Raw genomic sequence first — 14,621 nt, 5'->3', positions numbered from 1 at the left:
TATAAAAATGATCTAAGGTGGTAAAATCCGCCCCATAAATCAACAAAACCAAGGGTGAACAATCATGACCATGTTTCTGAAAAGCCGTCGTTTTGCGCTTGCTTCCGCAGTGGCGGCGGGCCTCGTTTTTCCGATTGCGGCTAGCGCCGGCACGCTCAACGTGATGCAGACCGAAGCTCCGCGCTCCATGGATCCGGGCGATCAGACCGCGACCTATACAGCCGCTCTGCTTGATCCGATGTATGAAGGCCTCGTCAAGCGCGATCCCGATCTGTCGTTGAAGCCGGCGCTTGCTACAGAATGGTCGGCCGATGCCTCAGGACTCGTCTGGACGTTCAAGTTGCGCACTGACGTCAAGTTCCATGACGGCACGCCCTTCGATGCCGATGCTGTGGTCAAGAACTTCGCCCGTCATCTCGACACCAAGCGCGGTCTCGCCGCCAGCGGCCGCCTGCGCACGTTCCTCGAAGCCGTCACCGCAGTCGATCCGATGACGGTTCAGTTCAAGCTGAAGACCCAGTATCCGGCGTTTCTGGCGCTGTTGACCACTGGCCCTTGCCTGATCGTGAGCCCGACTGCTGACGCTGCCGGTACGATCGGCGCCAAGGCGGTCGGCACCGGCCCTTACAAGCTGCAGGAATACAAGTCCGGCGAATATGTTCTGCAGGTCAAGAACACCGAATGGTGGGGCGGCGCCCCGAAAGGCGAGGACGGGGTCAAGTGGACCTGGACGCCCGAACCGTCCGTCATGAACATGGCGCTGCAGACAGGCGATGCCGACGTCATCAACCCGTTCCCTTCCGCCTTCGCCCAGCAGGTCAAGGCCAACCCCGAAATGCAGCTCAGCACAACGGATGGCTCGGCCGTTTTCTGGGTCTCGCTCAACACCAGGATGAAGCCGCTCGACGATGTGCGTGTCCGTCAGGCGCTGAATTACGCGACAGACCGCGAAGGCATCGTCAAGGCTTTCATGCAGGGATATGCGACGCCGGCCAATTCGCCATTGGCGCCGGTGACGCCAGGCTATGACAAGTCGCTCGCGCCTTATACCTATGATGTCGAGAAGGCGAAGCAGCTCCTGAAGGAGGCCGGTTATCCGGACGGCTTCGCGATGACCACCATCGTGCAGGAGCAGGAAGCCCGCATCGGTGAACTCCTGCAGGCCATGTGGGCCAAGGCAGGCGTCAAGCTCGAAGTGCGCAAGATGGAAGGTGGCGTCTGGTCGAAGGCGGCTTTCCTCGACCCGGCAGGCAAGGAGAAGGACAATATAGGCTCCTCGATCGCGTCCTGGTCGTCCGGCGTCAACGGCGCCGACCTGCAGTTCCGTCCACTTTATTATTCGAAGAGCGCCTCGCCGGCCGGCGCCAATCTTGGCTTCTTCTCCGATCCAAAGCTCGACGAACTGATCGACAAGGCTGCCTCGACGCTCGACGATAAGGCCCGCAACGCGATCTATGTCGATGCCCAGAAGGTCGTGAACGAGCAGGCGCCCCATGTGCTGCTCTATACGAAGCAGGACCTTTTTGCGACGCGCGCCGGCGTCAAGGGCGCGTGGGTGATCCCGGGCGGCCTGATTGTCGTCAAGGAAGCCAGGAAGTAATACGAGGAGTATGCGGCGGGTGGGTCTGTCCCGTCCGCCATCTGCTCCGGTCAATTGGAAGGTGTCGGCCCTACTGTTCGTCATGCTCGGGCTTGTCCCGAGCATCTATCCACATTGGACGTGGTTAGATGCTCGGGACAAGCCCGAGGATGACGTCGGGTGGTGTGGCCATGTCGATAGATCGTGAAGCTTTCCGGTATGGGAGAGCCTGAAATGAAAATGTAGAAGGCGGATGAAAGCCTATATAACCAGGAAATTGCTGGCCCTGCCGCTGATCCTGATCGGCGTGTCGCTGCTGGTCTTCGTGGCGATCCGCGCGCTGCCGGGCGATCCGGCGCGGCTGATGGCAGGACCCGAAGCGACGCAGGAAGCGGTCGATAACATGACGGCACGGCTCGGTCTCGACCGCAGCCTGCCGGCGCAATACGCCTCCTTCGCCTATGGGGCTGTGAGGGGCGATCTCGGTGTTTCGATCAAATCCAAGCTGCCCGTCGTCGACGAGATCGCCGAGCGCCTGCCGTTCACGATCGGGCTTGCGATCACCGCCTATCTGATCGCCATCGGCATCGGCGTGCCAGCCGGCATGATCGCGGCGATCTACCGGCATGGCTGGCCCGACCAGATCGTCATGATCCTTGCCATTGCCGGTGCCTCGATCGCCAATTTCTGGCTGGCGTTGATGGCGATGAATACGTTTTCCGTCCAGCTCGGCTGGCTGCCGTTGCTCGGCGCCGCGTCCTGGAAGAGTTTTATCCTGCCGTCGATCACGCTTGCCGTGCTGCCGACCGCAGTGATCGCCCGCATGACGCGGTCCAGCATGATCGAAGTGATGTCGCAGGATTATATTCGCACTGCCTATGCTAAAGGGGTGGCGCCGCGGACGATCTACTGGAGCCACGCGCTGCGCAACGCGCTGATCCCGATCATCACCATCGTCGGCCTCAATTTCGGCAGCCTGATGGGGGGCGCGGTCGTCACCGAATCTGTCTTCAACTGGCCGGGCATCGGACGGTTTCTTGTCGATGCCGTGCGCTATCGCGACTATCCGGTTATCCAGGGCGTGACACTGGTTGCAGTCGCCGGTGTCGTCGTCATGAATTTCCTGGCGGAGTTGCTGATCGCCCTCCTCAACCCGAAGATAAGGTTCGACTGATGGCGACGATCGAAACCGGCAATGATATTCCCGAGGCGTCGCGCCGGCCGGTCTTGATCAGGGCCTTTCGCTGGGTCGCGAACCATCGCAGTATCGCGCTCGGCGGCTTCCTGATCGGCATCATCGTGCTGGCCGCGATCTTCGCGCCACTGATCGCGCCCGCCGATCCTTATGTGCAAGATCTGCTCGCGACCATGGAGCCGCCGTCCTGGGCGCATCCCTTCGGCACGGATGACAATGGCCGCGATATCCTTGCCCGCGTCATCTACGGCGCACGCATCTCGCTGATCGAAGTGGTCTTGAGCGTCGGGTTGGCGGTCGCCGTTGGTGTGCCACTCGGCATCCTTTCCGGCATGAGCGGCCGTTACGTTGATCAGGCGATCATGTGGACGATGGACATTCTCTTCGCCTTTCCGGGCATTGTGCTCGCCATCCTGATCGTCAGCGTGCTCGGCACCAGCCTCGTCAACCTTCTGATCGCCATTGCCATTTTCTCGGTGCCGGTCTACGCGCGTCTCAGCCGAAATCTCACGCTTGGCCTGAAGAGCATGGACTATGTCGAAGCCGCAATCTCGCTTGGCGTTTCGCGTCGCCGCATTATGACGCACTATATCCTCCGCAATGCGATCGGGCCGATCATCGTGCAGTCGACGCTGACGGCAGGGACCGTCATCTTGTCCGCCGCGAGCCTGTCCTTCCTCGGTCTCGGCGCCCAGCCGCCGTTGCCGGAATGGGGCGCCATGATGAGCGACGGACGCAATTATCTCGGCCTGAATATCTGGATGTCCCTGTTTCCGGGCCTCGCAATCATGATCACCGTGCTCGGGTTCAACATCCTGGGTGATGGGCTGCGCGACCTTCTGGATCCGCGTAAATGACGATCGCGACCGCCACGTCTCACACCACAGGCCGGACCGGGCCGGCCGGACCGGTCTTCTGCGTCGATATCGGCGGGTCTTTCATGAAGTTTGCCGTCTCGCCCGTGCCCGGTGCGCTGATGCAGCTCGGAAAGGTGGCGACACCTGCCGCGGATTGGGGCCGGCTCTCGTCTTTGCTGGCGTCGCTGGTCGCGCGCAACGCCCATGAAGGCGATCCGGCATCTCCGCTCGCGCTGTCGATCGCGGGCCTCATCGATCCGCGCGACGGTGTTGCGACATCGGCCAACATTCCCTGCATTACGGGGCGGCGTATTGGCGACGAGCTTGCGGAAATTCTCGGCCGGCCCGTGCTTGCCGCCAATGATGCCGATTGCCTGACACTTGCAGAGGCGAACGAGGGCGTTGGCCGTGGTCACTCGGTCGTCTTCTGCGCCATCATGGGCACGGGCATTGGCGGAGGGTTGGCAATCGACGGGCGGCTGGTGCGCGGCGCCGGCGGCGTCACCGGCGAATGGGGGCATGGCCCGATCTTGAACACGACCGTCGAACTCAACGGTGAGACGCTGCATATACCAAGGTTTTCCTGCGGTTGCGGCCAGTCTGGCTGCGTCGACACGATTGGCGGCGCACGTGGCATCGAGCGGCTGCACCACTTTCTGCACAGCCAGGAGGAGACGAGCTACCGCATCCTCGAAGACTGGCAGATCGGCGGGGCGAGGGCGGTGAAGACCGTTGCCGTCTGGCTTGAACTGATCGCCGACCCGTTGGCGCTCGCGGTCAATGTCACTGGCGCTTCGATCGTGCCGGTGGGGGGCGGGCTTGCTTCCGTGAGGCCGCTGATCGATGCGCTCGACAAGGCGGTGCGCAAACGCATCCTCAACCGTTTCGATCATCCGCTGGTGACACCCGCACTCCGCCAGGAAGACGGCGGATTGGTCGGTGCTGCCGTGCTCGGCCACCAGGGAGGCTGATTTGCCGGTGCTTCTCGAAGTCTGTGTCGATAGCCCCGAGGGGCTTGCCGCCGCCGTCACCGGCGGAGCGAACCGTGTTGAACTCTGTGCCGCGCTCGATGTCGGAGGCCTGACTGCACCGCCCGGCATGATGGCGCTTGCCGCAAGGGTACCGATACCGGTCTATGCGATCATTCGACCGCGTGCGGGCAATTTCATTTTCGATGCCGACAACGAAGCGGCGATGATGACCGATATAGAGGCCGTGCGGGCGGCGGGCCTGGCTGGTGTAGTGATCGGTGCGAGCTGCCCGGACATGACCCTCGACCTGCCAATGCTCAAGCGTCTGATGGCATGCGCCGAAGGCCTGGGTGTGACGCTGCACCGGGCTTTCGACCTGGTTCCCGACCCTTTTGAAGCTTTAGAACAGGCAATCGAGCTCGGGGCCGAGCGCGTCCTGACATCGGGTCTCAAGGTGAGTGGTCCGGAGGGGGTCGACCTTATCCGTCAGTTGATGGAGCAGGCGGGAGGGCGCATCTCGATCATGCCCGGCGGCGGTATCAACCTTTCCAATGTCGAGCGGGTCGTGCGCGAAACCGGGGTGCATGAAGTTCACAGCTCCTGCCGCCAGCCGGTCGAATGCAGGGACGAACGCGCGATTGCCTTCGGATTTCAGGCGCCTGTCTCCCACGAGACGAGTGGCGAGATTGTGCGCAAAATGCGGAGCCTGCTCGACAAGCTATGTTCAACGGGAATCTGATCGGCATAGGCGAGGCGATCTGCGGTGCTTTTTCCGCATGACGCCGGATATTGCTACTTCAGTTCATGCACAGAGACTGCGGAGCGTTTCGAGCTTCTTAAGTTCGACGCAACGAATGCTGCGCAGCTTGATCAGACCGGCCGAACGGAGTTTTGCGAAAACGCGCGACACCGTTTCGATTGTCAGGCCTAAATAGTCGGCGATATCCAAACGGCTCATCGGCAGGTCGAAATATTCGATCCCGCCCTGGCGATCCGCCATGTCGACCAGGAATCCGGAGATCCGCTCCACCGCCGTCTGGCGGCCGATCATCATGATATGCTCGTGGGCGCGCAGCATGCCGCGCAGCGCCAGCGTGAGAAGCTCCGGAGAGGCTTCGCCGTTTGCAGGGCGGCTGATGGCACGCAGCCCTGTTTGGGTAATGGCTTCGGCGAAGAAACTATGGGTCCGGTCCGCCTCGAACCCAAAGGTCTCCCCGGCCAGATGGAAGGCAATGACCTGCCTCCTTCCATCCGACAGCAGGCGATGCACGCGCACCGCGCCGAATTCGACCTGGTAAAATGTGCCGGCCTTGTCGCCGGGAGCATAGATTTCCGCTCCTGCATTGAAGGTGACGACGGAATATGTCGACGGGAAACCCGCTGTCGGAGATACGATCGACATGGGCCGGCCCGGTGCAAGTTCCCGTCGCATAGCATGAGCGGCTGCGGTCTGCATATCGTCCTGCATATCGTCGATTCTCCCCTTTGCGATCTCAGGATGCCTCACGACGGAGCAGGGATAAATTCGGTTGTATCACTAGGGGTATTTACGTAGTGGAGGGGGAGGAAGCGGTTCGGACAAATTGTCAGGTTGCTCGTGCGACGTGTTTCACGAGATCCACCAGATCGGCGCCATCAAAAGGCTTTGTGAGGGTGAGCCATGGATTGTTCTCCATAGGCGGAGACATGCCGTCGGTGAGCAGGATAATCGCATGGCCCGAAGCGAGGAGTTCCTGCCGGAGGTCGTGATGGCCACGCAGTATCTGATCATCGACGATCATACAACGCACTGGCGTGACGGGAACCCGGCCCTTGCCCCAGGAATCATAGGCTTCGACCTGATATCCCTCCACCTCGAGCGCGAATGTCAGCGATTGCCGGAGACCAAGATCCGGAGCGATAACGATGATTATCCCCGATGATGCCAGCACAGAACTTCCCGCGGATGGGACGGTCGAACTACCGCTTGCATCAGGCCTCTAGAGCCTATCGGAGTTATGCGCTTTGCGTTAGATCAAGAAATCCGAAATAATTTACGGAGCTCATTGCCAGGAGAAGCCCACGGCTATCGCCATGCGGACGAGCTGAGGCAAGCTCCTCGCCTTCATCTTGGCCATGACGTTTGCTCGATGTACCTCGACCGTTCGAGGGCTGATATCGAGATCATAGGCAATGGACTTGTTCGGAAGACCGGCAACGACGGCAGCCAGCACCTGCCGCTCCCGGTCGCTTAGGCTTTCAAGGCGCGTCAGCACTTCCGTTGTGCTGTCGACATCGAGCGGTTTGTCCGGTATCTGTCCGGCGGCACGCCGGATCGCTTCGATGATGATGATGTCTTCGAAGGGTTTTTCGATGAAATCGACAGCGCCCGCCTTCATCGCCTCCACGGCCATCGGAACATCGCCATGACCGGTGATGACAACTGCCGGGATCTTCGCACGGGTTAAAGTCAATCTGCGGATCAGCTCGACACCCGTCATGTCAGGCATGCGCAGGTCCGTCACCAGTATGCCATTGCGGATGCTGGGCGCGAATTGCAGGAAGGATGAGGCCGTTTCATGGACGCGCACGGCAAAGCCGTTCATGGTCAGCATGAAGGCAAGGGACTTCCTGACCGCCTCCTCGTCATCGACGATATGGACCGTATAGTCACCTGTCTGCATTCTCACGTTCCCCCATGTCGATCGGAAGCGTGAAACGGAACGTCGCCCCTCCAGCCGGATTGCGCGACACCGTCATCTCCCCGCCGTGAGCTTCAATGATGCGTTTGGAAATCGAAAGGCCTATCCCCATGCCGCCTGCCTTGGTGGTGACGAATGGTTTGAAAAGCTGGTCGGTAATCTCGCCAGAGATGCCCGGCCCGGTATCCTGGACGATCACGGCCATCATGTCATCGTTTTCCTGGACGGTCCGGATTGCGAGCTCGCGCCGCGGGCTGCCTTGCATGGCTTCGATGGCGTTGCGCATCAGATTTGTCAGAACCTGCTGTATCTGTATGCGATCCGCTACGACTGTTTCCGTGCCAGGCGTGAACTCGAAAATCGTCTGGACACCTTTCTCGCGCGAACCGACAAGCGCCAAAGCGCCGGCGTCTTCGATCAGCCGGCGAATGTTTTGAGGCGATTTTTCCGTTTCACCTTTGATGACGAATTCACGCAACTGCTTGATGATCTGCCCGGCGCGGAGCGATTGATTGGCGGTCTCCTCCAAAGCCTCGCGCATGCGAACCGCAACCGGTTCGTCCATGTCGCGCAAAAGACGTGCACATCCGTGGACATAGTTGGCGATAGCGGAGAGCGGCTGGTTAAGCTCATGGGCAAGGGTGGAGGCCATTTCGCCCATTTCATTGAGGCGCGCGAGCCGAGCCAGCTCTCCCTGCATTTCCTGCAGGCGCGCGGCCGATTCCTCCCGTTCCGTCAGGTCTCGGACGAAGCCTGTGAAGAAGATTTCTCCATCTGTATGAGTTTCGCCGACAGCGAGCTTCATTGGAAAAGTCGAGCCATCCTTGCGGCGTCCGAAGACGACGCGATCGATGCCGATGATCCGCTTTTCGCCGGTCCTCAGATATCTCTCCATGTAGCCGTCATGCTCCCGACGATAAGGCTCCGGCATCAGTATGCGGAGATTCTGCCCGATCACCTCGTCTTCCGAATATCCAAACTGACGGACCGCCGCCGCGTTGAAGGAGACGATCGTTCCGTCCTTGGTGGCGACGATGCTGGCATCAAGCACGGTGTCGAGCACGGAACGAAGCTGGGCCTCACGGGAATCCGCCTTGACCTGAGCTCTTTCGATTGCCTTGCGGGCGGAATGGAGCATTTGTCCGATCAGGGCTATGATCACGCCGACAATGCCGATGGATACCATTTCCGAAGATGTGGCACCTCGTGGCGAAAAATCCCTGATCGCATAGACTGACAGAAGCGAAAGGGCGACGGCGAAAAGAGAAAAGCGCATGCCGCCGATAACCGCGGCGATCAGAATTGGCGGGACGAAGAAGACGAATATCGGCCCCTCGACAGACACGCCGTAAAAGGCAAGGCGCAGCACAAAGGCGATCAGCACGCTCGCTGCCGCGATGAAGTAACCTTCGGCGGCAGAAAACCGACGACTTAAGAAAGATTGGATGAAATCATCCGTTCTATCGGCGACCGTGCGCATATCCATGATGCTCACCCGCCGCCGACTGCTCGAAGAAAAATCCCTTCCATCTGTGCATACGAAACCCAGCTGCCTCTCCCGGAACGGCTTTTAGCATGATGTATGACACAACGTCCAATGGTGGCGGTGATCACACTCTCGGCATTGCATATGCTTTTTTCGTGTTTGCTCGGATAAAGGGAGATGGTCCGGTTCTCAAAAAAGAAAAGCGGCGCTGACGCCGCTTTTCGCCGGTGGTGGGCGGTCTTCTGAACTGATTGTGGCGAATTGGGCCACATTATTGCTGCGGGATGTTGGCGATTTTGACGTAGTCTGCCCAGGCCGCGACTTCTTTCTTCAGATATTCCTGGCCTTCTTCCGGCGTGCTGATGAAGATATCGCCGCCCTGATCGGTCACGAACTTCCTGACGTCGTCCTGGCTGAGGACTTCCTTGGTCCAGCCATTGATCTTGTCGATGATGTCCTTCGGCGTTTCGGAGGGAACCATCATGGCAAACCAGCCGACCTGATCCATCGGATATCCTTCCTCTGTCATCGTCGGAACGTCGGGTGCGCCTGGAATGCGCTTGGCAGAGCTGACGGCCAGCAGGCGATAGCGGCCCTCGCGAAGCTGGGAGAGCGAGAAAACCGGATCCTGGGCTGCGAAAGTCATCGCGCCGCTCATGATATCGTTCATCGAATCGGCGCTGCTCTTGTAGGAGACCTCAACCGTCTCCAGGCCGGCCTTCTCCTTGTAGATAGCGGCCAGAACCTTGCCGGAAGTGTTGTTGACGGCGTAGCTTGCGTTCGAACCTTCTTTTTTCAGGTATTCGGTGAGTTCCTTCATATTCTTGATCGGGCTGGAAACCGGTACGGCGATCATGTGCGGCTGCTTGTTGATCGTTGCGGCGATCTGAAGGTCCTTTACGACATCGATCGGCGGCTTCTTGAACATGTGCATATTGCCGGCGACGGCGCTGCCGGTGTGGAAGAAGATGGTGTAGCCGTCCGGCTTTGCGCGGGCGACATATTCGGCAGCGATATTGCCGCCGGCACCCGGTTTGTTCTCTACGATAATCGTCGCACCCGAGAGCTTTGCGATCTTTTCCGCAAAGTAGCGGACGATGACGTCTGCGCCGCTGCCGGCCGGAAACGCACAGATCATGCTGATAGTCTGGCTTGGAAAATCCGCCTGGGCAGCGGCTGGCGACAACCCGAGGACGGAGCCTCCGAATGCGAGCGAGGCTGCAAGCATGAAACGACGAGCGATCTTCTGCATAAAGTTCCTCCCAATGAACGACCCGGCGTTGCATCAAAGCCGGTCAGCCGCGTCTCCCAATGCGACTTAATGCAACATTGTATAATTATATTTGATTTAATCAACTGTTGCGGATAGAAAACGACGCACGCGAAACTGCTTCCGGGAGAGGACAGAATGACCATCAACACGACAACCAGATCCGCTGCCGCGCTCGACCTAGACCGCTTTCGGCTCAGGAATTTTGTCGAGGGCTTGAATGCCGATGAGTTGGATGTCCGGGAGGAAAAAGTCGATCTCGCCGATGTCGCGGCCATCCTGCAGAACAATCCGAAGGCTGTCTGGTTCAGGAATGTCGGCCCGGAGGGGCAGGAACTGGTCGGCAACGTTGTCGGCAGCCGGTCGCGTCTTGCCAAGGCTTTCGGCGTGCCGGCGGGCGAGGTTGCTCTCGAAATGCGCCGCCGCCTGTCGCTGAAGCCCGAACTGGTCAAACTTTCGAAGGATGAGGCTCCGGTGCAGCAGGTCGTTTTGACCGGTGCGGATGCGGATCTGCTCAAATTGCCGGTCCACGTGCAGCACGCGCTCGACGGTGCGCCCTATATATCGGCAACGATCGATTACACGATCGACCCCAAGAACGGCCGCTACAACTGCGGCATGCGACGCCTGATGCTGCGTGGCCCGCAGGAAGCCGGTGTCGACCTGATCGCGCCCAGTGATCTTCGCGTCATGTATATGGCCTCTGCCGAACGCGGCGAGCGCCTTAACGTCGCCTATGTGGTCGGGTGCCATCCGATCGACATGGTTTCCGCGACGATGAAAGAGCCCGTCGATGAGCTCGAGCTCATTTCCTCGCTGAGGGCTGCGCCGCTGCCGGTCGTCAAATGCGTTACGAACGACATCATGGTGCCGGCCGATGCCGAAATGGTCATCGAAGGCTATTTCGACGAGCGTGGCTATGTCGAAAAGGAAGGTCCCTATGGCGAGTATCTCGGCTATTACGGCGTCGTGAAGACTAATCCGGTTTTCCACGTCACGGCGATCACTCACCGCAAGGATGCGCTGTTCCAGACCGCCACCATCAGCGGCAATCGCATGGACTATACCGATACGTCCAATCTTGAGGCGCTCCGTATGGAGATGAACGTCTGGAAGATCCTTGGCGAGGTGGTGCGCCAGCCGGTTGCCGTCTATGCGCCGGTCGCCGCCGGCGGCTCGATGAGCATGCGCTTCTCCATCCGCCAGACCTATCCGGGCGAGGCGCGTTCTGCGCTCTATGCGGTCCTTGGCGCGGTCGGCGTCAAGAACGTCTTCGTCGTCGATCCAGACATCGACATCTTCGACGACAGTCAGATGGAATGGGCGTTCGGCACGCGTTTCCAGGCGGACCGCGATCTCGTGATCGCCACAGGCGTGCGGCTGTCGCCTCTCGATCCGTCGCTGCACGGCGCCCGTTCCGGCGCGAAAGCCGGTTACGATCTGACCTGGCCGGTGCAGCATGCGCAGAACTGGGAACTGGTGACGCCACAGGCTCCTTCCTATCCCGGCGAACGTTATCCTTCACTCGAAGCGGCGCTGAAGGCGGGCCCGAAACATTTCGAGGAATTGATGGCTGCCGTCGGCAGCCGTGATGGCCGGGAAGTGGTGCGCGAACTCGACACCTTCCGGTCGAGTGGGCTGGAGCGCGACGAGCGCGGCCGTTATTACCTTCCGAAGTAAGCTGGATTACATATCGGCACGTTGTGCTTGCTGATGGGGCCTTCCGGCAAATGGTCCGGAAGGTTTCCATGTCGAGGTGATATCGGCTCGTTCAGTCCCTGAGGCTTTGTGCAGTTTCTCCACGACGTGGCACAGGTGCGGCACGTGCAACTCCCGCGTATCAGAACTGGAACCAGGATTGCGACTTTAGGTATTTTTTAGTGCATTGCGATGATGCTGTGGGAGTTTTTCAGCACTCGCTTGAATTCAATTGTCAATAGTCGCGGAAATTCTATAACCTGATACCGCATTGGCATCGGGGACGGCGCATGTTCCGATTGACGGAGTTTTCCGACATCGACTTGGATCAGCTGTTCCACCTCTCGCCCAATCCCTATGTCCTTCTCGACCGGGAATTGCGGTTCGTGAGGACAGACGATGCCTCTCTCGCGGCTATCGGGCGCAGCCGCAAAGAGCCTCTCCCGCGTCGTGTGTGCGATGCGTTTCGCGAAGCAAGCCCGGCAACGGGACGATCATTCGCATCTATTTGCCCCATTTCATAGGCGAGGACGACGCCATTATCGAGAGCTCCAACGTGCCGATTACCGTGCTGCTGGTCGAAGACGAAGCCCTGATCCGCATATCGACGGCGGACCTCCTGCAGGATTCCGGCATGAGTGTCGTGGAAGCAGGCTCGGCCGATGAAGCGCTTGCCGCCATGGGAGACCATCCGGTCGACATCCTCGTCACCGATGTGAATTTGCCGGAGATGAGCGGTCCGCAGCTCATCCTGAAGATAAGGGAAACGCTGCCGCACCTGCCGGTTATCTTCGCGACGGGCGACAATAACGTGCCGGGGATGGAGGAGCTCGAACATTCCGCGGTGATCGTCAAGCCGTACGAATATGAAATACTCGTCACCCATATCCACGCTATGGTCCCGTCGCGAGCCGGCGGCTGAGCCGCTAATCCTCCTTCATGCCGGTAGCCACTTCGGTCTTGCGCAGCAGCCAGAGGATGATGATGCCGATCATCGTTGCCGCGAACGCAACGACCCACATGCCGAATCCGACGCAAAGCCCGATGGCACCCGATAGCCACATGCTGGCGCCGGTGGTTAGCCCCTTCACGTCGCCGCGCGTGTAGATGATCACTCCGGTGGCCAGGAAGGCGATGCCGGCCGTGACCGCCTCGATAAGGCGGATGGGATCGATCCGGATGGTATTCGGCAGATCGCCGAACTCGTGCATGATTTGAAGGCCGACGAGTGTGAACACTGCGGCGGCAAGCCCGATCAGCATATTGGTGCGCAAACCCGCCGGGTTCCTGCGGAATTCCCGTTCGAGGCCGATGAGGCCGCAGAAAATTGTGGCGCCAATCAATCTTGCCAGCAACACGTCAATTGTCACCGGCGCTTCGTGTGAAAATTCCTGGGCGAGACTGTTCAGCATGAGTGGTCGAGTTCCGATGTCACGTTTCAGTGACAGCGGAACTGATCCAGGCTCTTATGGTTCCGTCGCTGTCGTTGATGCTTTCAGATGTGCCCGCCGGCCTCAACGATGACCCTGGTCAGGCTGCCGGCTGCCGGAAAGAGTGGGATGAGGCAGGCCTGCAGGGCGTGATAGATGTCACCCTTGCCAGGAAAGAGGGTATGGGCCGGGACGAGGTCTTCCGTCAGTTCCTCGTGCCAGCCGCCGTTTTCATGGTCGATGAACCGGTTCGCAATCGTTCCCCAGATCAGCCGATAGCTATCCTCATAGAAGCGATCCGCCGGCAGAAGCTCATTTAGGAAATGTGCCGCCCCCACTGCCTCACACATCGGCCACCAGAGCTTGCTCACCTTGGCCGGCCTGTCCTGCCAGTCGAGCGTGTAGAAGAAACCGCCTTTCTCCTTGTCCCAACCGAGTGACATGGACTGTACGAAGAGCGATTTCGCGGCCTCGGGCATCCAGGCGTGCTTCTTGCCGCCGAGGGTCCAGAGCTGCAATACGAGGCGCGCCCATTCCAGCCAGTGGCCGGGCGTCGTGCCGGCCGGGCGGAACATCTCGTCGGGATGGTAATAATCCTTGTCGATCGTCCATTCCGCATCGAAATGCTCGGCAACCCGGAAGCCGACGCTGCCGGCACACCGGCGGATGACGAGATCGGCAATGCTTTCGGCCTTGTCGAGATAGGCTTTCTCGCCGGTCGCCTCGAAAGCGGCCATCAGCGCCTCTGTCAGGTGCATGTTGGAGTTCTGGCCGCGATAGGTTCCGCCATCGACCGGTGACCAGTCGCGATTGAATTCCTCCGCGATTGCGCCGTGGCGGGTTTCCCAGAATTTGGTTTTGAGAACCTCGGTGATGTCGGCCAACATTCTGTCGGCGAGCGGATGGCCGGCAACCTTGGCGGAGGAGGCGGCCAGCAGTACGAAGGCGTGGCCATAGCCCTGCTTGGCGGAATCGGCCGCGCCGTCATCATTGACCTGCCAGAAATAGCCGCCATGCTGCGTGTCGCGATGGCGTTCCCAGAGATAACGCATGCCGTGGTCGATCACGTCACCGGAGCCGGGGCGGCCGAGCAGGTAGCCGATCGAGAAGCAGTGGACCATCCGCGCGGAAGCATGGATGCCCCGGGTCGGATTGGCGCCGCCGAGCGGTGCTCCCCGGTCATCGAAATCGAAGAAACCTCCTTTCGGGTTCACGGCCCGGTATTGGAAGAAATCGAAAAGCCCGTCCGCCTGATCCAGCAGCCAGCGCCGATGATAGGGAAGGCTCGCCCAGTTGGCGGCTATCTGACTGTTGTCGCTCATGGGATACCTCGGAATCTCTGGTGGGGTACGTAGCTCAACGCCTATAACGCCAGGTCGGTTTCCTGTCATCGCTGAATCCTCGACCTGGTCATATCAAATCCGATCCAAGTTATATATTGACATAAAGATATG

At 59.7% G+C, this 14,621-nt stretch carries 14 protein-coding genes; 7 read left to right on the top strand and 7 right to left on the bottom strand.

Going from position 1 to position 14,621, the window contains the following annotated elements; genetic code table 11:
• Positions 1 to 64 precede the first annotated feature (64 nt).
• The 5 genes from JL39_RS06600 (at position 65) to JL39_RS06580 (ending at position 5,341) form a co-directional block, all read left to right on the top strand.
• Positions 65 to 1,600: an ABC transporter substrate-binding protein gene (locus JL39_RS06600; RefSeq protein ID WP_037147643.1), complete on the top strand. Its 1,536-nt coding sequence runs from the start codon at positions 65 to 67 to the stop codon at positions 1,598 to 1,600.
• 232 nt (positions 1,601 to 1,832) lie between these two features.
• On the top strand, positions 1,833 to 2,753 hold the full coding sequence (locus tag JL39_RS06595; RefSeq protein ID WP_037147642.1) for an ABC transporter permease: 921 nt from the start codon (positions 1,833 to 1,835) through the stop codon (positions 2,751 to 2,753).
• Entirely contained in the window at positions 2,753 to 3,631 is an 879-nt protein-coding gene (locus tag JL39_RS06590) for an ABC transporter permease (protein WP_037147639.1), read from the top strand. Before JL39_RS06595 ends, JL39_RS06590 begins: the two co-directional genes overlap by 1 nt.
• Positions 3,628 to 4,602, top strand: a complete 975-nt coding sequence (locus JL39_RS06585; RefSeq protein WP_052182708.1) for an ROK family protein — start codon at positions 3,628 to 3,630, stop codon at positions 4,600 to 4,602. The genes JL39_RS06590 and JL39_RS06585 overlap by 4 nt, the downstream gene beginning before the upstream one ends.
• Position 4,603: 1 nt before the next feature.
• Positions 4,604 to 5,341: a copper homeostasis protein CutC gene (locus JL39_RS06580; RefSeq protein WP_037147636.1), complete on the top strand. Its 738-nt coding sequence runs from the start codon at positions 4,604 to 4,606 to the stop codon at positions 5,339 to 5,341.
• Positions 5,342 to 5,404: 63 nt separating this feature from the next.
• On the opposite strand, the gene JL39_RS06575 is transcribed toward JL39_RS06580, so the two are convergent.
• The 5 genes from JL39_RS06575 to JL39_RS06555 all read right to left on the bottom strand — a co-directional run bounded on the left by JL39_RS06575 (position 5,405) and on the right by JL39_RS06555 (position 10,021).
• Positions 5,405 to 6,004, bottom strand: coding sequence for a helix-turn-helix domain-containing protein (locus tag JL39_RS06575; protein ID WP_227705149.1), 600 nt, complete (start codon positions 6,002 to 6,004; stop codon positions 5,405 to 5,407).
• Positions 6,005 to 6,188: 184 nt separating this feature from the next.
• A complete protein-coding gene (locus JL39_RS06570; protein ID WP_052182707.1) occupies positions 6,189 to 6,533 on the bottom strand; it encodes a hypothetical protein in 345 nt (114 codons plus the stop codon).
• Between the two features lie 111 nt (positions 6,534 to 6,644).
• Entirely contained in the window at positions 6,645 to 7,265 is a 621-nt protein-coding gene (gene fixJ / locus JL39_RS06565) for a response regulator FixJ (protein WP_037147634.1), read from the bottom strand.
• The gene (locus JL39_RS06560) at positions 7,252 to 8,769 is read right to left on the bottom strand and encodes a PAS domain-containing sensor histidine kinase (RefSeq protein ID WP_037147631.1); all 1,518 of its coding nucleotides are present in this window, start codon (positions 8,767 to 8,769) and stop codon (positions 7,252 to 7,254) included. The genes fixJ and JL39_RS06560 overlap by 14 nt, the downstream gene beginning before the upstream one ends.
• A gap of 271 nt (positions 8,770 to 9,040) precedes the next feature.
• Positions 9,041 to 10,021 (bottom strand): tripartite tricarboxylate transporter substrate binding protein, encoded by a 981-nt coding sequence (locus tag JL39_RS06555; RefSeq protein ID WP_037147629.1) that lies wholly within the window; start codon positions 10,019 to 10,021, stop codon positions 9,041 to 9,043.
• Between the two features lie 156 nt (positions 10,022 to 10,177).
• Between JL39_RS06555 and JL39_RS06550 the strand changes: the two genes are divergently transcribed.
• Together JL39_RS06550 and JL39_RS32410 are read left to right on the top strand one after the other, a co-directional pair.
• Positions 10,178 to 11,719: a UbiD family decarboxylase gene (locus tag JL39_RS06550; RefSeq protein WP_037147626.1), complete on the top strand. Its 1,542-nt coding sequence runs from the start codon at positions 10,178 to 10,180 to the stop codon at positions 11,717 to 11,719.
• A gap of 526 nt (positions 11,720 to 12,245) precedes the next feature.
• Entirely contained in the window at positions 12,246 to 12,659 is a 414-nt protein-coding gene (locus tag JL39_RS32410; RefSeq protein WP_227703099.1) for a response regulator, read from the top strand.
• 4 nt (positions 12,660 to 12,663) lie between these two features.
• Here the strand turns inward: JL39_RS32410 and JL39_RS06540 are convergent, their stop codons facing one another.
• Positions 12,664 to 13,149, bottom strand: a complete 486-nt coding sequence (locus JL39_RS06540; RefSeq protein ID WP_037147622.1) for an MgtC/SapB family protein — start codon at positions 13,147 to 13,149, stop codon at positions 12,664 to 12,666.
• Between the two features lie 83 nt (positions 13,150 to 13,232).
• Positions 13,233 to 14,489 (bottom strand): AGE family epimerase/isomerase, encoded by a 1,257-nt coding sequence (locus JL39_RS06535; protein WP_037147619.1) that lies wholly within the window; start codon positions 14,487 to 14,489, stop codon positions 13,233 to 13,235.
• Positions 14,490 to 14,621: the final 132 nt, after the last annotated feature.

Origin of the sequence: Rhizobium sp. YS-1r (genome assembly GCF_000757525.1) — a bacterium.
In the GTDB taxonomy this organism is placed as follows: Bacteria; Pseudomonadota; Alphaproteobacteria; order Rhizobiales; family Rhizobiaceae; genus Neorhizobium; species Neorhizobium petrolearium.
The sequence above is the reverse complement of the archived record's forward strand: the minus strand, read 5'-3'. Positions and strand labels throughout refer to the sequence as shown.

What these genes read in the sequence shown, in the direction of transcription:
- fixJ (WP_037147634.1), bottom strand. Translation starts at nt 7,265, where the DNA reads ATGCAGACAGGTGACTATACGGTCCATATCGTCGATGACGAGGAGGCG.
- JL39_RS06590 (WP_037147639.1), top strand. Translation starts at nt 2,753, where the DNA reads ATGGCGACGATCGAAACCGGCAATGATATTCCCGAGGCGTCGCGCCGG.
- JL39_RS06595 (WP_037147642.1), top strand. Translation starts at nt 1,833, where the DNA reads ATGAAAGCCTATATAACCAGGAAATTGCTGGCCCTGCCGCTGATCCTG.
- JL39_RS06575 (WP_227705149.1), bottom strand. Translation starts at nt 6,004, where the DNA reads ATGTCGATCGTATCTCCGACAGCGGGTTTCCCGTCGACATATTCCGTC.
- JL39_RS06555 (WP_037147629.1), bottom strand. Translation starts at nt 10,021, where the DNA reads ATGCAGAAGATCGCTCGTCGTTTCATGCTTGCAGCCTCGCTCGCATTC.
- JL39_RS06585 (WP_052182708.1), top strand. Translation starts at nt 3,628, where the DNA reads ATGACGATCGCGACCGCCACGTCTCACACCACAGGCCGGACCGGGCCG.
- JL39_RS06550 (WP_037147626.1), top strand. Translation starts at nt 10,178, where the DNA reads ATGACCATCAACACGACAACCAGATCCGCTGCCGCGCTCGACCTAGAC.
- JL39_RS06560 (WP_037147631.1), bottom strand. Translation starts at nt 8,769, where the DNA reads ATGGATATGCGCACGGTCGCCGATAGAACGGATGATTTCATCCAATCT.
- JL39_RS06535 (WP_037147619.1), bottom strand. Translation starts at nt 14,489, where the DNA reads ATGAGCGACAACAGTCAGATAGCCGCCAACTGGGCGAGCCTTCCCTAT.
- JL39_RS06600 (WP_037147643.1), top strand. Translation starts at nt 65, where the DNA reads ATGACCATGTTTCTGAAAAGCCGTCGTTTTGCGCTTGCTTCCGCAGTG.
- JL39_RS06540 (WP_037147622.1), bottom strand. Translation starts at nt 13,149, where the DNA reads ATGCTGAACAGTCTCGCCCAGGAATTTTCACACGAAGCGCCGGTGACA.